Origin of the sequence: Lacrimispora struthionigena (assembly GCF_048627165.1) — a bacterium.
Taxonomy (GTDB): domain Bacteria; phylum Bacillota; class Clostridia; order Lachnospirales; family Lachnospiraceae; genus Lacrimispora.
Map to the genome: position 1 here is coordinate 604,593 of NZ_JBMBWP010000002.1, position 18,922 is coordinate 623,514.

At 37.9% G+C, this 18,922-nt stretch carries 16 protein-coding genes; 3 read left to right on the top strand and 13 right to left on the bottom strand.

The genetic code is table 11. From position 1 onward, the window contains the following. Window positions 1-23: 23 nt before the first annotated feature. The 3 genes from ACOAOT_RS11720 to ACOAOT_RS11730 form a co-directional block, all read right to left on the bottom strand. Window positions 24-5,351, bottom strand: a complete 5,328-nt coding sequence (locus tag ACOAOT_RS11720) for an RHS repeat-associated core domain-containing protein (protein ID WP_420217119.1) — start codon at window positions 5,349-5,351, stop codon at window positions 24-26. A 17-nt stretch (window positions 5,352-5,368) separates the two neighbouring features. Then, on the bottom strand, window positions 5,369-6,424 hold the full coding sequence (locus ACOAOT_RS11725) for a hypothetical protein (protein WP_420217120.1): 1,056 nt from the start codon (window positions 6,422-6,424) through the stop codon (window positions 5,369-5,371). 663 nt (window positions 6,425-7,087) lie between these two features. Continuing rightward, window positions 7,088-7,561: a pyocin knob domain-containing protein gene (locus tag ACOAOT_RS11730; RefSeq protein ID WP_420217121.1), complete on the bottom strand. Its 474-nt coding sequence runs from the start codon at window positions 7,559-7,561 to the stop codon at window positions 7,088-7,090. Window positions 7,562-7,902: 341 nt separating this feature from the next. Here ACOAOT_RS11730 and ACOAOT_RS11735 point away from each other — a divergent pair, with 341 nt between their 5' ends. Further along, complete coding sequence (locus ACOAOT_RS11735) at window positions 7,903-8,502, top strand: YdcF family protein (RefSeq protein WP_420217122.1); 600 nt, start codon at window positions 7,903-7,905, stop codon at window positions 8,500-8,502. Window positions 8,503-8,613: 111 nt separating this feature from the next. Here the strand turns inward: ACOAOT_RS11735 and ACOAOT_RS11740 are convergent, their stop codons facing one another. Together ACOAOT_RS11740 and ACOAOT_RS11745 are read right to left on the bottom strand one after the other, a co-directional pair. Further along, entirely contained in the window at window positions 8,614-9,486 is an 873-nt protein-coding gene (locus ACOAOT_RS11740) for an NAD-dependent epimerase/dehydratase family protein (RefSeq protein ID WP_420217123.1), read from the bottom strand. A 129-nt stretch (window positions 9,487-9,615) separates the two neighbouring features. Beyond that, window positions 9,616-10,125, bottom strand: coding sequence for an NUDIX hydrolase (locus ACOAOT_RS11745; RefSeq protein WP_420217124.1), 510 nt, complete (start codon window positions 10,123-10,125; stop codon window positions 9,616-9,618). 552 nt (window positions 10,126-10,677) lie between these two features. Between ACOAOT_RS11745 and ACOAOT_RS11750 the strand changes: the two genes are divergently transcribed. After that, on the top strand, window positions 10,678-10,875 hold the full coding sequence (locus tag ACOAOT_RS11750; RefSeq protein WP_420217125.1) for a UDP-N-acetylmuramoyl-tripeptide--D-alanyl-D-alanine ligase: 198 nt from the start codon (window positions 10,678-10,680) through the stop codon (window positions 10,873-10,875). A 78-nt stretch (window positions 10,876-10,953) separates the two neighbouring features. Then, a complete protein-coding gene (locus ACOAOT_RS11755; protein ID WP_420217126.1) occupies window positions 10,954-11,415 on the top strand; it encodes a DUF4624 family lipoprotein in 462 nt (153 codons plus the stop codon). A gap of 297 nt (window positions 11,416-11,712) precedes the next feature. Here ACOAOT_RS11755 and ACOAOT_RS11760 read toward each other — a convergent pair whose 3' ends face one another. The 8 genes from ACOAOT_RS11760 to ACOAOT_RS11795 all read right to left on the bottom strand — a co-directional run bounded on the left by ACOAOT_RS11760 (window position 11,713) and on the right by ACOAOT_RS11795 (window position 18,899). After that, window positions 11,713-12,516 (bottom strand): ChbG/HpnK family deacetylase, encoded by an 804-nt coding sequence (locus ACOAOT_RS11760; RefSeq protein WP_420217127.1) that lies wholly within the window; start codon window positions 12,514-12,516, stop codon window positions 11,713-11,715. After that, window positions 12,509-13,699: an N-acetylglucosamine-6-phosphate deacetylase gene (locus ACOAOT_RS11765; protein WP_420217128.1), complete on the bottom strand. Its 1,191-nt coding sequence runs from the start codon at window positions 13,697-13,699 to the stop codon at window positions 12,509-12,511. The genes ACOAOT_RS11760 and ACOAOT_RS11765 overlap by 8 nt, the downstream gene beginning before the upstream one ends. 17 nt (window positions 13,700-13,716) lie before the next feature. Then, window positions 13,717-14,535, bottom strand: coding sequence for a PTS system mannose/fructose/sorbose family transporter subunit IID (locus tag ACOAOT_RS11770; protein WP_420217129.1), 819 nt, complete (start codon window positions 14,533-14,535; stop codon window positions 13,717-13,719). Beyond that, the gene (locus ACOAOT_RS11775; RefSeq protein WP_420217130.1) at window positions 14,535-15,341 is read right to left on the bottom strand and encodes a PTS mannose/fructose/sorbose/N-acetylgalactosamine transporter subunit IIC; all 807 of its coding nucleotides are present in this window, start codon (window positions 15,339-15,341) and stop codon (window positions 14,535-14,537) included. Before ACOAOT_RS11775 ends, ACOAOT_RS11770 begins: the two co-directional genes overlap by 1 nt. Before the next feature lie 13 nt (window positions 15,342-15,354). Further along, complete coding sequence (locus ACOAOT_RS11780; protein WP_420217131.1) at window positions 15,355-15,846, bottom strand: PTS sugar transporter subunit IIB; 492 nt, start codon at window positions 15,844-15,846, stop codon at window positions 15,355-15,357. Window positions 15,847-15,861: 15 nt separating this feature from the next. Then, complete coding sequence (locus ACOAOT_RS11785; protein WP_420217132.1) at window positions 15,862-16,269, bottom strand: PTS sugar transporter subunit IIA; 408 nt, start codon at window positions 16,267-16,269, stop codon at window positions 15,862-15,864. Between the two features lie 130 nt (window positions 16,270-16,399). Beyond that, the gene (locus ACOAOT_RS11790) at window positions 16,400-18,373 is read right to left on the bottom strand and encodes a BglG family transcription antiterminator (protein ID WP_420217133.1); all 1,974 of its coding nucleotides are present in this window, start codon (window positions 18,371-18,373) and stop codon (window positions 16,400-16,402) included. Between the two features lie 121 nt (window positions 18,374-18,494). Further along, window positions 18,495-18,899: a hemerythrin domain-containing protein gene (locus ACOAOT_RS11795; protein WP_420217134.1), complete on the bottom strand. Its 405-nt coding sequence runs from the start codon at window positions 18,897-18,899 to the stop codon at window positions 18,495-18,497. Window positions 18,900-18,922: the final 23 nt, after the last annotated feature.

Genomic DNA, 18,922 nt, shown 5'->3' on the forward strand with positions numbered 1-18,922 from the left:
TGTTTACAAAATAATAATACCGTTTAATAAGTTGTATTAATTGCTGCCTCCACTACATTTAAGTCTTCAATTATGCTATCAATATCTTTACTTTTGTAAGAGTAGTCAATAATATATCCATTCCAATCAGCTGTATACGACACTTTACCACTATCTACCAATTCCTTGACTTTACCCATAGCATATGAATATTTAGCAATTACAGCTACTCTATTACTTGCAATCAAATAATTCCCTATAAGACTATTAACCAAATTATTCATTGTGCAATCTTTCTTATCAACAAACTGTTTCGCTACATCAATCAAGGTAATAGCATTAGAGATGATAGATGCTTTTTTGCCAATCGATACTCCTAATTCTTTAAGATTCCCTGGTAATTTGCTAATATTACCTAACTTTTCAGCCTGAGATAAAATTTCTGAAGCAAGTGAAAGCTTATCTTTTACATTTCCATAGAGATCATCCTTTGTAATAGTCTCAAATTTAAATGTATTATGAATTTTTTCTACAACACTTCCACCAATAAAAGGTATAAGTCCGCCAGCGACAACATCTAATTCATTTTCAAGTACACTGTCAGGATAAAAACCATATAAATTATCACTATATTTAATTGTACACGGGGCATGTCCATCTGGGTCATAAAAGTTAACAGGATTGTTATAACAATAGGTGTACAAATTCAAACTTAGCGGATCTCTAATGTCTCCTTTATAACTATCCTCAGTTAACATGCGAGAAGAATCTGGATCATAATTTCTTGCCCGTAAGTAGTATATTTTCATCTCTAAATCATAGTATTCGCCACAATACCGGAACGGATTTTGGTCCTCATCATCTGGTTTTCTCTCAATTCCAAAAGCATCATACTCATACGAAGCCCTACAAGTTCCATTTTGTTTCCACAGTTGGATTACATCCCCATGTTCATTAAATACATAGTAGTATACAACACGATCAATTTCTCTGGCAATCAAATTGATTCCCCTTAAATAAGTTTTAATCTTTCCGCCATCTGCCTGTTCTGCCACAATATTACTCCCATCCCAGCAATACGAATTTGTTTTCCCTTGGCTTTCGGTTAATCTCCTTACCTGAATGCTGTAACGCAGGCCATCTACACGATACTGATATATAATCTCTTTGTCATCCTGATTGATCTGTATCAATTGGTTGAACCCATCATAATGTCTCCACTCATAAACAGTCGGAGTCTCCTTTTGATAGGTACCTGATAGCTTGACATTTCCCGGGTAATCAGGTGTTGGCGCCGTTTTCTCCCAAATCCGAAAGGTTTCATTCCCGTTATCATCATAGCGGTAGCGATAAATTTCAGTTGTATTTCCCTGCTTTCTTGTCTCCTTTTCCAATCGGTTGTTCAAACCATACTCATAGCTAGTAACACTTACCAACTCATCCTTAGTTCTTCCTTCTACCATCATTTTTATACGGTTGGAATAGGAGTCATAAGTATAAAGTGTCCGCTTCCATCCGGAATAGTCTTCTTCTGTAAGACGACCCAGACGGTCATAACAATAGGAAACTGTAACTGGGATAGAGCCGACTTTATTAATCTTAGTTAATATATTACCGTCTACATCATAGCTATATTCCCATGCAGAAATCACGGTTCCCTGTCGTTTGTTTTCCAAGACCGTAACCCGATTGTCATCATTATACTGATAACTTGTTTCCATACCAGTCTGCGGATAACGGAGAGTTTTACGGTTGCCTTTTACGTCATATTCATATTCCGCCAGTACTATTCCTGTTGCACTCTCTTTTCTAACTTTCTTTAAACGATATAAGTCATCATACAGATAATACAAACTGATATTTGCTTTTCCTTGGCAGGTCAGTTTAAAAGATTGACGATTTCCATATATATCATAAGTATAATCCTTCACCGTATTACCCGGATCTTCCTGGTGGATAAGCTGGCCTTTATTGTTATAGCGGTACGTTGTCTCAAGGAGACTGATTTGCTTTCCTTCTACATTTTCCCTAATAGATTCCCGGATTTTTCCTCCATTTTTGCCATAGACATATTCCCGTTGGCTGACTAACAGTCCATCAGGAGTTCTTTTTTGTACAGTTTCTTTTATCACACGTTCCAGTGCATCATGCTGATAAATGGTCTGGTCTTTGTTCCTGTCTATTTTCTTCTGCAGCCTTCCAGCCTTGTCATACTCATAATATTCTGTAAAGCCGCGGGCATCCGTCATTGTCTTAACATTTCCAAAGCGATCATAGGTGTGTGTTATCACCTCTCGCCCTTTGCCCAACGGGGTATCACCGGTTCTCCTTTGAATGACTTGATTCATCGCATCATACTGGCAAGTTGTCTTAATCCAGTTGCCTGGGCCTAAATACTGATAAATGTCGGTTAATCGATTCCTGGCATCAAAAACATACTGTACTTCCTGCCACCCATCTTTTTGTGCTTTCTTTTCCCCTATGATATTACCCGCTCCATCATAGAAATATTTCATAATCTGACTGCGGTAATCAAATGGGGCTGTTACTTTAACCAAACGTCCTGCCTTATCGTATTGGAATTCGGTTCTTTTTCCTGCTTCATCCCATTGGAACCGTTTATTGCCTAACCCATCATATTGAATGCTTGCAATTCGTTCCTGACCAGAATCCATGCGTATGGATTTGACTATACGGCCAGCATAATCATACTCCCAGCGTTCTGCTTTATTACCGGAATCAATTTTTCGGATCTTGTTGCCTGCATTGTCATTTTCGTAGGTGAACACCCTTTCTCCCGCTAAAATCTCCTTCCGAACCTGACCTTTTTGATCTTTATAACATTCCGTCACAATATCAGGAGTATAGGCATCTCCTATGATTATTTTCATTTCCCGATCGTATTTTCTTCCATCCGCCGGATCGGTAAAAACCTCATAGTATTCATACTTCTCCTCGTAGCCTACTTGGGCAATTCCACGAGACAGTACCCTGCCAAAAGAGTCGTAGGTATAACGTTCCGTCTTTCTTATATGGTCCGCAGACCGACCGTTCCCATCATAATTGATCGCTTCTGTCAGCTCTCCCCATGTATTATACTTAAAATCCTGAAGCACAATATCGCCAGCAGCCGGTTCATTAGATATAGCCAGGCATACCTGCCTGATCTGTCCAAAGGGTGTGTATTGAATTCTTTTCTTATTGTGGTTTGCATCTGCTGTTGTGATAAAATTTAAACGGTCATTATAATAGGTTGCATTAATTGCCGGCTGTCCATCTACCGAAGGTAGCGTTTCTGTTATAATGCGTCCAATCTCGTCATAGCGATAGGTAGTAACCTGATTTCTGGAATCCTTTTTGGAAATGAGCCGTCCCCAATTATCATATTGGAATTCTTCCCGGATTGAATTGCAGAGATTGCCGTCTGCATCCAAAATACCAATCTGTTCTTTTAATATAACGTTATGTGTATAACTGCTGGTAATACTGGAAAAAGAGCTGTATTTATAAATGATTTCTGCGTACTCACCTGACTGCTTCAAGTTCCCACCATCTGCAAGGAAATACTTTTTTTCGTTAGTCACACAGTAGGGATTCTCCCCATCCTTATAATCATATCCAGTCTTTTCTTTTAAAACTCCATTTAAGTATATGCGACGAAACTTAATTACTTTATTACCCAATTCCTTGTAAAGTTCATTTGTTTCTCTTATCTGATCAGAACCTTTTTTTCTTTCTGTTTCAAGAATGATGCTGTAGTCACCATAGCTTGTATGAATCTCCTGATTACAGGAAGGATCAGCCGGATATTCTTCAATAAACTGAATAACATTAGCCTTTTGATCTGAGGAATATATCCAAGAACTCTTCTTTTCCAGGAAGATAGATTCATTTTTCCTATCAAATTTCTGCTCAACGGCTGACACCATTAGTTCATTGTTATATCGGTAAACACCTTTTGAAATAAGAGATTTTTGAAGCCGGACCTCCTTAACTAATAGCTGGCCTTCTTTATTAAACTGATGGTTTTCCAGAATGTCCTGGTGATTTGTTACTTCTGCATATTTGATATATTCACCATTACTGGCATATTCCGGTTCAAGTGTGTATTTGTATTCCCCCCGGTTGTATTCGACTTCTTCAAAAATATCCCTTTTCATTGTTAACGCAAAATGGGTAATATATCCACCAGCATTATTTTCAATGCTAATACTCCTATCATATGTAAACTGTGTAAAGGAATTATTAGGATACGTAACATTCTTTAGCAACAAATACTTACGCGCTTGAGTTTTAGTGTTATTTCCTGCTACTCCCGGGGAAGCGCATTTCATAGAACCGTTGTAATCTTCAGGATTATAGTAGTTATACTGAGTCACACAGCCTACAGAGTTTGTGACTGCATTGAGTTTATGAGTACTGCGCCTATCAATATTGTAGGAAATTTCGCATACTTTTCCATCTGTACTTTCTGGTAGTTTCCAGACAAGTCCATAATCGGTCTTCTCTAGATTTATTACACGTCCCCAGGTGTCCACAATACTCATCCCACCGTTTTTCCTTAGATCATAGAAGATAGTATTACCAAATTTATCCTGGCGGGCTACCAGTGTGAAATCGATAGGATACGGCATATCCCGATCGTCATCATCTTCATATGAGCTTTGAAAATAGTTCTTATTTCCATTCTTGTATTCAATTATGATGTTATATCGTTTTGTGATATTCCCTGCATAGGGGTGCTGAATCGTACCCGATCTGGTGACAATGCCCACATCTTTTAAGCTATAGTCCTCAAATCTGTCTGAGATTCGGCTTATTTGTAAATTTCTACCATCTTCAAGATGCAGTATATAATCATAACTGCGGGTTCCGACTAAATATGGTCGCCAGGCCCATCTAAGGTTCTGCACAGTCTCAATGGACGGTAAAACAAATGACCACCCATGCCCCAGTCCATAAGTCCTTGTATAAAAACTATTATCTATAGAACCTGTTAATAGCATTGAATTTATTACATATGGAGCCATGTCCACTAAATTAGCACAGCCAGAATCATAGCGTCTGGCAATGATTAGATCAAAACCATCTCTACCAGGCAGGACAGAATCTGTTGTCTCATATTGGACATTGCCGGTGTTTAACTGAACATTTACCCGATTTGATTCAAAGTAGGTAAATGGGGATTCCGGATACTGTTTAATATTGGTAAAACCGTCCTCCTCTGATGACAGCATTGTCCGACTCAACTGTGTTTTCAGAATTTTTTCTTCACTTTCTTCTGCATTTGTTACTTCCTCACCCGTATCTGTATCGAGTGTATAACTTTCATCTTTCTCTAGATTTTCCTTTATAATTTTTTTATCGTCCATCTATTCCCTTCTCATCTTTAATGTAATGATACTTCTGCGCTTCCGGTTTCTTTGGCGACAAATTCTACCAGTGCAATGGAACCGCTAAAGCATTCATTCTTACTCAGCTGTCTGGTTGACTGAAACCACAGTTTTCCCGGAATACTGGAATATATTTTTAAATTTTCTTCTGGATAATTTCCTGGTTCTGTTATCCTTTTTACACTGCCGGCTGCGAAACTGGCTAATTCGAGTAAATATGGATTATACCGGAGATTCATGCAGATTTTTTCCAGATTGCTGACCTCATGGGCTTTTAGCAGTACTACATAGCGTTTACCAGCCTTAACAGGATATTTCATTGTACTACTGCGGTAAAAAATAGGAATAACTGGCAATTGTCCGGTTAATAAATAATCAGACTCATCACCTTTTATGTCATATGCTTTGATCCTATACGTTGCATTAGACACCCCCATTGGAATAGAATCTGTCATTCCTCGGTGTTCTTGTATCTGTTTCTGTGTATCCAATTCACGGAAGGTACACCCTTTTTCTTCCCATTCGTTAAATGTCAGCCATCTGGAATCAATACTCTCCCAAGAAATACCAGGCAGCGTCATATTCTCCCATTCCTCACATGTATATTCAGTATTTTCCAAGCTGGTCCAATCTTTGTTCAACTCGTCCAATTCCAGCCACGTACTACCCAGTTCAATTCCGTAGCATTTGTCACCGAGACCTTTAAATATTTCAAAACTGATTTCCATGCTTTCTAACTGCTGCCAGGTATATGAATGATTCTCTAGCTGTAACCAGTTTAATTGTTCATAATCAAGGCGTTCCCAGTTCTGACCTTTACCTTTTCTGGTCTCGAGTTGATGCCAGTTTAGATCAAGCTGATCGTTTCTGCTCCATAGTTCATTGGTACTGTCAAAATTGTCCCAAGTGAATTCGGACAGTGCTTGTAAAAAAGATTCATTAAATACTCGTTCCACAATATAATTTGTATCTTCGTTTACCAATTCCCAACTTATTTGTGCTTGTTCACCCTCGTGAAGGGTGGGTATATGTAAACATTCCGGTCGGTTCATAATTATAGGTTTCTCCTTTCATTATTATTGATTATCTTGATTTTTATTAATTGATTGTATTAAGTGTTCTTCATCTGTTGCTTTCACCTGAATCATGTCACAATTATGATGTATCCCATTTTTGTAATATGTAATTACTTACCGTATTTCTCTAACCGGTAGTAAACTTTATGATAATAGAATAATTTATTATGCTGATACTCACTCTGCGATATTAAATATAAGAAGGAGTATCAGCGATTCCATAAACTTAAGTAAATAGCAATTTAAACAAGATAAAATCTGCTTATACTGTGAGGAAAACAATAACATCCAATAAAATATTTAATACTACCAATTGGGAGCCAATAACTGAGCTGAGCTATACAGTACCTCAAAAATCTATTGTAGTAGCATTAGGATCTATGGAATTTTCCAGAAATACAAACGGGGCTGTTGAGTTTTTCTTTGATAACTGTCATTTTGCTTTCGTGGATTTAGTTTCAGATGTCCGTCGTCTGTTTACTCCACAGTTGGTAAAAATTGCCGATGCAGGTAAACAATTTACCGTCACGGTGGGATCAAATAGCAACTGGACTACGACGATACACGCTAGTTCTGACAACAGATACGCTTACATAGATTACTTAGTTATTCCACTTGAATAAATGATCATTTTAAAGTTTAAACACTTGTCATACTTAAACTATACCAAGAACTCCAAACCCAACCATTAGAATAATAACGGCATCTTGTATAAATATTTATATCATAGCCTCCGATATAAATTTGTCTTGTATAATTTATAATTTCATTTTCAATAACAAGGAGTTTTCCTCCTGTTAGTGTTGGTGGCGCATTACTGCAAGTAGCACCTATAGAATAAACTCCTCCATTTATGTAATCGTTCAAATTTACATTTGATAGTTGAGTTGTTGGTTGCTTTAAAATTTGTGAATAAAAATCTAAGTCACTACTTATGTTGCTTAAATTGCTATTTACGTTATTTAAACTGCTACTTACATTATTTATATTGCTATTTAACTGTGTTATCTTCTCATCAATAATAGTATTATCATTGACAAAATCTTGTCTCACCGGCTTATCCGATGCCTCCCACATATTTAATCCTAATGATGTTTTGTTTGTACTTGACATATTATTTCTCCTCTTTTAATTTTATTTTGCTTGAAATTAATTCTAATCATTTAAACATGACATACACATTGCCACAGATTAATCTCTTTTTTCGAACACATGTTCTGTTTGTCGACACAAAGATCATAATACACTATATTCCTATTGTCAATGTTTTTTTCGAACATATGTTCTGTTTTAATATAAAATCTATTAAGAAAAGCATAAATTCTAATCAATAAACTGACAAATAAATAAATGTTTAAATTCCGTTAATTTTATAATCAAAAAATTAATATTGATTGTTAGCAAACAGGGTGGTATTTTAAAAGAAGTGATTTTATTATAAGATGAGGTAAAAAATGCATAGTATAACAAAAGATATTAGTGATTTTATATTTGTTGAAGATAAGCCAGAGAAAGCAGATGCAATAATGGTAGTGGGAGGTTCTTTTCCAGAATCGGGGGAATTAGCTTCTTATTTATGGAAAAATGAGTATGCACCTTATATTTTTATTGGAGGTGGCGTAAGTATAAAAACAGGAAAATTTCTTGGTCCTCGAACTAAAGGAGAAATATATAATAAAAAATACCCAACCGAATATGACTTTTATAAAGATGTATTGCTATCAAATGAGGTGCCAGAAGATGCAATTTTGGGAGAAAATCGTTCTTCTTATACCCGTGAAAATGCTTTATTTGCAAAACAAGTAGCAGATGAAAATAAAATTAAATTAGAAAAGGTTTTATTAATTTGTAAAGCTTTTCATGCAAGGAGATGTTTAATGTTTTATCAATCTGCTTTTCCACAGGTTGAATTTTTGGTGGTTCCATTTGAAGGCTATGATATATTAAAATCAAACTGGTTTCAATCAGAATATGGAATTAAAAGAGTGCTAGGCGAATTAAAAAGGTGCGGGGATCAATTTACACTAGATGATATAAATAACTACGAAAAATAAGCACGCTTCAAGGCTATCAAAAATAATATGTTGCTAAATTTTTGAGAAATACTTAGTTTAACACTGATAGTTAGTAATTTTTGCGAATTCAATTTTTTGTTCTTGTAACGATCATAATAAACAATTCGCTTTGTCAATATAGGTGTCTAGTAAATCAAATATCCAATTATTCAAAGATGAAAAGTGATATCCTAAATGATTTGCTTTGTCAGTGTTTATACTGTGTTTATTTTCACCGTTATATGGTGCTTCATCCCCAGAATTATTAACAATTAACACTTTTCCTGTTTGATCATAGACATAATCAGCAATTTGCCTAATTGATATCGTTCCAACACTTGCTCCATTGATTGCTCCAGTAAATTTATTTTGCGCTAAAAATGCAAGAAACTCTCCAGCTTCGTCAGCACGTATAAAAGCCAGTTGCTCTTCATAATTATCTATAAACATTGGTTTTTGTTTCATAATATGCTCAACATAAAAATACAATCTGTTTGTGTAATCATCATTTCCAATGACAAAAGGAAATCTTGCCGCCACAATATTTTTTTGAGGAAAAGCTTGTACAGATGCCCTTTCTGCTTGTCGCTTAGTTTCGTCATAGGGATAATCCTGCCTATTACACCAAATCAATGCTCCCACATATGGGTTAAACTCTTCTTCTTTTATGTTCATATGTTTCCTATAAACTGCTGTACTAGAAATAAATATGTATCGCTCACAGGAAACATTATTCAATAGTATTCTTACATCATTTGAACAGTATGCTAAGCTGTCAAAAATCATATCAAACGATAGTGAAGACAATTTCTCCTTTATGCTACTTTCAATTGTTCTTTCAAAAATGATCCTATTCACTCTATTTCCGAACTTGTCTGCAGCTTGACCTCTTGTTGCAATTGTCACTTTATGATGGTTTGAGAGTAAATTTTCAACCAAATGTACTCCTATAAAACGTGTACCACCTATAATTAATATGTTCATTAGAGATTCTCCTCCATAGTTGAAAATAATCATAATCTATTTACTCAAAATCTTTCCAACTATCACTGATAAGTTTACAATGTGCAGTAATCCATAAAATGCGAATGTTAGCTATTCTAATTATCCTCTTCAATCCTGTCCATTCCCAACACTTATGCTAATATACTTCTTTAAAGTATCTATATGCATTGGATAAAAAATTTCTGGTGAATCTTCTAATAATCTCCTTATTACAGATACAGGTGTCCATTTGTAATTTTTTGACTCATCTGAAAAAGGAAGCATCTCTCCCTCTGCCTTACAAATAAACACAAAGACCATTATAGGATAGTTTCCAACTAAATTCTGAGAGCAAGAAAAAGGCATAAAATTTATGACCATATATGAATTGCTTTTATAGACTGTCGATAAATTTTCCCCTTGTATTTCAGTAATATCAAGCCCTGTTTCTTCTTTAACCTCTCTTCTCAGCGTATCAAAAATGCTCTCAAAAGCCCGTATTTTTCCGGCGGGTATTTCTATAAGCCCATCTTCATATAAAGCCTCTGGTTTGACACGAGTTTGCATAAGTATATTATCTTCACCATTAATCTCTCTAACTATTATCCCGCCTGCTCCAGGAATAGAAAATTGTTCCATGAAAAGCACCCCCATTATTATTAATCTACAAATACATTTTTTCGATAAACTCTATTTAATAATACACCGAACATTACTAACTATCAATAATTTGTTCTCAATGTAAACTGCAACCGCATATTATTTGAAATAAAAAATGAATAAAATAGTTGCTTCCATTTCATTATAACAATGTCAGCTCTATTTCATCTATCAATATTAAGTTTTTGATGTTTTAAAATTCGTTAAATACTGATTGTAAAAGAATCTTAATACTTGACCTGCTATTATTTTAAACAATTTGTTATATAATTAAAAAAAGGAGACTTTAAAATGTATAACTTATTCGATATAGTCATAGATATAATTGGCTTTTTTGTCGATCTCTGGATAATACTCGTACCTCCAAAGAAAAAATAAATAAATTGTACTATTTAGTCAGCCTAATCTGCTACACCGGTACGTTACGAATTCTTTTTATATTAATTTTTAACGCTTTTATAGCTAGGAATAAAGCATATATCCCTACTCCTATAAAGATTAATATTAAAGATCTATATAATGGAGGCGTTTATGAAAAGATCACAATCTGGCAGTATTACACTTATTGGGGAAGGAATCCTTCCAGTAAAGGTATGCGACATCAAAAACGGTAAACCTATAGTGAAACAAATTGAAACAGACAAATATTTCGAATTTATTCTTACCTACTCACTATTTCACAAGGTTCATAAAAAATACGATAAAATTACATTCAAAGAGATATTTTAATGTCTACCTCTATGCTCCAGATTGATATGGTTGAAATTGTTGTATTCTATATATATATAACAAATTGGAGAAGTATTTATGAAAAAAATGAAGGGTATAATGAGAAATAGAGTATTTACGCTATTGTTTTGTATAGTGTTACTTTTATCAGGGTGTAGTAAACATAATAAGACGTCTACAAATTATAAAACTGAAATGGAAATTTTAGAAGACTACGATGATACAGATCCTTTTATTGATGAACGATTATTTTATGTAACGGATAACACTGACATTCTAAAACTGGATATTTCTTTTCAAATAGAAGGTGAAAGTAGCGTTTTAGAAATACTTGACAATGAAACTGATGCAGTTCTTTGGAGGGAAGAATTGCAGCAGAATGAAACTGATAAGGTTATAGTTTCTCTAAAGTCTCTCAAGAAAGATAAAGAATATATTATAAAGTTTACTGGTACTAAAATTGAATTTGCAAAAATTATTATTTCATCAGATAATAAACTAATAAAAGAAAGAGTTAAACCAGAAGCAAAAAATAAATAATTTTTAATTTATATATATAAGAGCGATAAACTAACTATGAAAATATTAAGTTAGTAGTTTTTTATTGCAGTTTAACTGACATTTACCAAATAAATCTACATTTATAAAAATAGAGCGTTGCACAATGACTAAAAAACAGTCATTGGGCAACAGCAACCTTCTATCCTTAGTATACTCCGGTTTATTGAAATAAATTTTAAAAGCTGTTCGTTAAATAAATTAAGACCACCTGCAAACAGAGGTTTCCCCATTGATTCAGGAAACCTCTGTCTGCAGATAATCTTTCTTCGTTCTTTTTTACTTATATACAGCCGTAAAATCCACCAGCTCCACATCATGATCCCTCAGCCACTGTCTCACAGCAGGATCACAGGCTGTCTCTAAATCCCTGCATCTTGCTGTTGTCAGGGAAGAATGATCCAGAATGTATGCATCCACATATCCCGGGTGGAGATGAATAATATTAAATTCAAAGGGGCTGGTCAGAATCCCAAACCGGTCTTCAATAAAATCCTGGGGCGTACAGCCTCTGTTTAAAATTTCCATAGCCATAGGATTGCCCGTCATAATCTCATGAACCGGATACCACCGGTCTGTCTCCACCTCCGGTTCTGTCATGCAATGGATCTGAAACTCTTCGGCCGCCTGATGAAATCCCTTGCAGACGTTTTTATTAATGACTGAATGACCTTCAAAATGATTGGGCAGATGTCCGGTCAGTTCTTTAAACCGTCTTATCTGGGCAGCTGTTTCCTTATAACAATCCTCTGCGGTTACCACAATATCTCCCACACATTTCTGGTCTGATTCATCCTCCCCTTTCCATTTGTAGGAGCGGTAAAACTCCCCGTTTTGATCCACAAGTGATGGAATCAAATCCGGATTACTCACCGGCTTTCCCTGAACAAAATTGGTATGGACAACCAGATTTGCCTCCGGTACCTCCTTCTTTGCAAGTTCCACTCCGTGAGGAGCTGCTTCCATATTGCTCATAAGAGAGAGTACCGTAACGATCCCTTCCCGGTAAGCATTCACTGCCCCGTAGTTATAGCCTTTGCTGAAGCCGAAATCATCGGCAGATACAATCAGTTTTTTACTCATGCGGTATCTCCTCCCGTCCCCATTCCTTTAAGAAATCCGGATTAAAAACAGGCCCTTCAGCCATATCGTATACCTTTCTGCCCATGACAAATGTTGCAGCAGCCCGGTAATCATCGGTTATGACTGTAAAATCTGCATCTTTCCCTGCTCGTATGGAACCTTTCTCTTTGTCAAAGCCATACTTTCTGCAGGGATTTAAGGAAAACATGGGCCAAACGGTTTCCATAGGCATCCCCAATTTTTCTGTCAGCACACTCACCCCGTAGAGCACAGGCTGGCTGGAACCCATCAGACGTCCGCTATCGGTTAACACAAACCCATCTTTTGATACATTGATCGTCATCCCTTGTTCCAATCCACGATAACTACCTTCCGGAGCACCGGAAAACGGCGTACAGTCCGATATCATCATGAAATGTTCCGGTTTCTTAATCCTGAAATAAATCTGAAGCATCTCCGGACAGATATGCATTCCGTCACAGATCACCTCGCTTGACACCTCATTATCCAAAAGCGCCGCTCCCAGCCCTCCCACATCTCTGTGGTGCATGCCAGTCATTACATTACCCGTATGAGTCGATACGGAAAATCCCTTTTTATATGCCCTTTTTGCCTCTTCATAATTGGCGTCACTATGTGCAAGAGCAAGGGTAATTCCTTCTGATAAAAAATATTCGATCACCGGCTCAATTCCTGGAATCTCGGGAGCCAGGGCCACCAGCTTTAACAGTCCCTTTCCATCAGAAACCATCTTCTTTGCAGTATCAATTGACACCTCCGGCCATCCTGTCTTTATCCCCTTTTCTCCCGTGCGGTTTAACCACGGTCCTTCACTGTGTATCCCCAGTATCTGTGCTCCTTCTAAATTCTCTGCCGCCGCATCGGCGACAGCAGAGATCATGGAAAGACCGGCGGTGGGGAATACACCGGTGATACCCTGGGAGGCACAGCCTTTTAAATATCCGGCTATTGTTTCCCTTGTTCCTTTATCCATCAGCCCGTAGCCACAGGTTCCGTGATTGTGGGTGTCAAAAATCCCCGGTATAATCCTCATGTTACCATAATCAATCACGTCCTCTGCGTCAGTGCTTTTTATAAATTCTTTTATTTTTCCTTCCTCAATTACAAGGAAGCCATCTTTTAAGCCATCCTCCATATAGATTCGTTTTGATTTAATTATCATTGGCTGTCCTTTCTGGATTAGAAAATCCCAATAAAGGCTCCGATAAAAGCAATGGCGAAGATTCCAACGATCAACTGTACCGGACGTCTTCCCTTTTTAATGAGACTCATCAAAAACAGTACCAGAATGATGCTTAAAATACCTGGAAAGATGGAGTTTAACACATCTGCCACCACTACGGAAGTCTGGCCCATGTGAATCGTCCAGTTAAGTGGAACATTGACAATTCCCGCTGTCATGGCTCCGACCATCATGACTCCTAAAATAGAAGCTGACTTTCTAAGAGCCGGCATTAATCCGGAGCTGAAAACCTTGTCTATAAATGAGGTTCCATAGATATATCCGAATTTCACACAGAAATATTTTAATACAGACTGGGTCACTCCATAAAGGAGAATGAAAATCGGAACTCCCAGGAAATTCCCCTGTGAACAAAGTCCAATGGCTACTCCGGCTGCAATAATTCTAAGACAGTTAAAAAACAGGGAATCGAACATACCAGCCGTTGGTCCCATCAAAGCCGCCTTGATGCTTTCAATGGTTTTACCGTCAACGGAACTCTTTTCTTTGTGCTCTTTCTCCATGGCATAGGATAATCCTGCGATAAAGGAGAACGGAACTGCGTGGGTGTTAAAAAAGTTCTGATGGCGTGCATATGCCTCTTTTTTCCCATCCGGATCGTCCTTATAAACCTCTTCAATGGCTGGCTGCATGGTGGTCGTAAAGCCATTGGCCTCCATCTTTGTCATATTGAAAGACAGGAAGGTTAAGTGAGAACGGATAAACATGGATTTTAATACTTTCTTTTCTGTATTGTCCAATAATCTCTTTTCCATTAGAAGAAATCCTCCTCTTCCTCAGATGGCTTCTGTTCGGCAGCCACCCTCATATTTTTCATATCGATCAGCTGCTTTTCATAGAAGAACATGGTGATTGCGATGGCAGCTCCGATAATGGCAATTGATAAGGAATCCATTTTTAAAATTTTCGCCATAATATATCCTACAAAGAAGAAGCTGGCTACCTCTTTTGACCAGATCATGGAAATCAGGATTGCAAATCCCACTGCAACCATCATACTGGAGGCAGCTGTAAGGCCTGTCATAAAGAATGCAGGAAGTGCATTTAAAGCCTGGTTTAAACCGGTTACTCCATAAGCAATGCCAAGGAAAATGATGATGACATTGGGCAGCGGATAAATAAGTCCGGAAAATACAAGGTTCTGGGCAAGAAACTTGCCTGGTTTCCCGGATACTGCAAGTCTTTCCCAATATGGTGCCAATGCGGAACTGACAGATAGGAAAATACTTGATAAGGAAGCCATAACAGTTCCGATGGGGAGGGCAATAGCAAGTCCTGTTTCCACATCAGAGCCGGTTAATACGGTATAGCAAACGGCAACAATACTGGCGGACAGCGCATCTGCCGGAACGGAACCTCCGATGGCTGAGATCCCCATAAATATAGACTCTAAGGATGCCCCCATGATAATGCCGGTATGAAAATCACCCAGTAAAAGTCCCAGGATCGGAGCCACCACAATGGGACGGTTCAAACACTGCCATGATAAAATATAAGGATCCATAACATAGAAAAACCAATACGTAAGAGTACCAATGATTGCAACTGTCATAACGGACATAATACTTCCCTCCTTAGCTGATTACTTTTGATAGTTCCTCCGGAGTGTCATCCGGAACTGTCTGGTAATTACATTTGATGCCTGTTTCCACCACCTTCTTTAAATCCATAATCTCATTGTCATATGCATATAAATTCTTCCGGTAGGTTTTCCTCTGCTCTCCGTCCGCTTTCGGTGCAACCCTTCCGTAATTTCCTACATTTACAAGGGGAATATCAGCAACCTGTGCCACTACTTTCAGAAGTGCCGAGGGATTGCTTACAATTACAAGAATCTTATGATCTGCTGCCTTGGGATTCTTTAACAGTTCTATGGCTGCATCCACATCCTTAATTGCGGTTTTCGCTGTGGGCGGAGCCGCCATCATCAGGGATTTTTGAATCAGGGGATTGGCTGCTGCCTCATCGTCCGCCACCACAATCCTGTCCACTCCCGTATGCTGGGACCATTTAATTGCTACCTGTCCATGAATCAGTCTCTCATCCAGTCTAATCATTACGATCATAATTTCACGCTCCTTTTAAAAAAAATCTTCCTCCTGGGAAATCGTTTCTTTTTCCAGATCTACAATACAAAGCATTTCTCTGCTCTGTGTTATCAATTCATTCAGTTCTTCTCTTGAAATACACTCTCTGCCAGCCAGCCCGATCATCAGCGCCAGATTTGCGCCGGCGATTAACGTGGTATCCGGCCGGTCAAGGAACAGGCTCATGGCCTGGTTCACACTGCTTCCGTAAAGATCAGAGATAAGTAAAACCTGTTCTCCTTCATTAACCGTTTCAAAAAACTTCTCCAGTTGTTCCTGAACGGAACGTTCATCCACATATGCGTCAAAAACAGTAATGTTGTCACATCTGCCATACAATATCTCCATGGAACTTTTTAAACCGCTAGCCAGATGACCATGTGACGATACGAATAGTTTCATCTTCTCTCTCCTCCTTTGATAGCTTTATTATAATACTTAAACTTCCTTTTTTCTATGCTCACATTTGTCCTTAATAAGTGAAAAGCACTAATTCCGGATTAGAATTAGTGCAATTTTCAGCATGGATTTGTCATTCATATTTGATGCATTTTTCAATCATCTCAAACAATACAGGCCTTCCCCGTTCAGAAAAGGCTTTCATATTAGATTTCTCAGAAAACAGCTTTCTAAAACTGTTCTCATACGCCTTCACTCTCTTCCAGTCACCCTTCCAGTCTGCAGAAAGAAACAGCAGATACTCCACTTCTTTTCCTCTCCAGGTACCCGATTCAGTCAGACAGTACAGTTCCATACACTCTTTTTCACATAGGGAGGAAGGAAGATAAAGCATCACAGACTTTGCCGATATATATCCAGTATCGTAAAGGCTTGCTTTTTCTAAATATTCCTGAATCCTCTCCCGATCCAAAACAGTTTTTCCATGGCGGAATGCAAGAAACTGAAGGAACTGCAATTCATCGGTATAACGGTAATTTTTGTTGATTTCAATTTGCTTTTCAGGCGGAATCAGTGCTTCTGTCTGGTATGCCCTGATTAACTGCCGGTTAAAGAGCAGATCCATTTCCTTTTCGCTGCTTAAGGTATGGATGACACAGCAGGGAAGATCATAGTGATAGGCTATCTCGCTGGTATCCGTTAATACAGCATCATACTCCTCCTGATTCATCCCACGTATCTCATAGAGTTCTGCGATTGTAAAGGACTCTACCAGATGCTGGTATCTTTTTACGATTCTTTTTTGAATAATTTCATTCAGGCCTAATCCATTGGAATTGACTAAAAGCAGTCTCTGGGGTCTTATGTCATATTCGGTGAGAGATGCCATTTTAAATATCAGGGAAGCCATCTGGGAATAAAATGATACCGAAATAGTAACATTCAGACGATCCTGCAAAAAACCTGCTGCTGTATAGGCCAGTGCGGCTGATACAGGGCTGTTAAACGCCTGATTTTCGTAATCATACCAGAAACGGTACTGCCCCTCCAGACCAAAGTGTATATTGATGAAAAGGGAAATCAAAAGGTTTAACAGTTCTTTTTCTGCCCAGGGAAAATGAAGAAGATCAATTCCGCAGGTATGCTTCATATAATCCTCAAGTTCTGTCATCGTATTCAGAGCATCTTCATAAAAGAGGGCGTATTCCTCCCGGGGCTGCTTAACATTCCACATATCCCTGCAGGACATCAGATATATTGCCAGAAATACAGTCTCTTCTTCCGGTAAATCAAAACCTGGAAAGCTGCTTTTTAATTTGTTGTATATCTCACTGGCTACTGCAAACTCGTCTGATCCTTTCACCTCTTCTTTCCAGACATCCGGCAGCTTTAAACGGTAACCCGCATTGCAGCGGTTCCTGACAATAATAAAATAAATGGCGAGACGCTGGGTGTTGGTGTCTGTCACTTTGATCCGGGACTCTCTTAATACTTTAAGAAAAACATGCCGGATATCCTGCCGTTCCTCGTATCCGCATTCCGTCCACTTGGCATACTCCATTCCAGCATTGTCTAACAATACCTTATGAAAATGGACAGCAAACAGCTCTGTCATGGCAATCCGCATGTGATATTCTGTACCAAAAGCACGTATTCCAAGGCCAGGCTTGCTTTCCGTCTCAAGGTGATAGCTTTTCAGAAAATTCATTACATTGTTAACCGCTTCTCTTATGGCACTTCTTGATAAATAAAGCTCATCTGCAATGTCCTCAAGCTTTGCAAAGCGGGAGGAAGAAACCAGCTTTCTTGCAATATAAAGAAATCTTGCATTGTCATCGGAACCGAAGTTATTGGTCAGACTGGACTGAAGCGAGAGAGGTTCAAAATACCGGTCAAACAATTCCCGGTCCTTCACCAGAATGGAATATCCTTCATTGCGCTTGGCAAAAAGTTCTGCTCCATACTTTGGCAAAATGGATTTTACTTCTATCATCTCATACTTTACAGTGCGGGCACTGACAGACAGTCTTTTGGCCAGTTCATCCGTGGTTAACGGACCTTCACTGACTGCCAGCTGGTAGATGATGCTTTCCTGTCTCCGTTTCATTTCGTTACCTCCTGTATCAATCCATTATATCAAAAATAATCCATTGCAGCATGAATTTTTAAACACAAAAAAGGAATGGAGTAAAACAACTGATCCCAGTTATTTTACCCCACTCCGCTTTTTATACCAGCCGGTACAGATCTTTTTCTTCTTTCTCCATACGCTGCTCGATGGACTGTATGATTCCTTTTGAATCATTTAAAAATCGATCTTTGTCAGATAGTATTTTTATTTTTGTATTAAAGCTGTTTTTAAAATCTGTGAAAACAGCCAGAAGATTTCCCATTTCATTTTGGTATTCATGGGCTTTTCTTACCAATACTTCATCGCTTCCCCGGAAAAAGGAAGGGTATAGATACTGATCTTCGGAAGTCAGATGAATATTTAACTTACCGGCAAGGCCACTGATGTGGAATGCCAGCTCTGTGGCATTCTGCTCCAGATCCTGCTTTGCCAGAAGTTTTTTCAGTTCTGCCAGCTCTTCTCTGATTCTGTCATGCTGCTCTAAATAATGCTTTAATTCCATGGGTAACATTCCCCTCTTTTGTA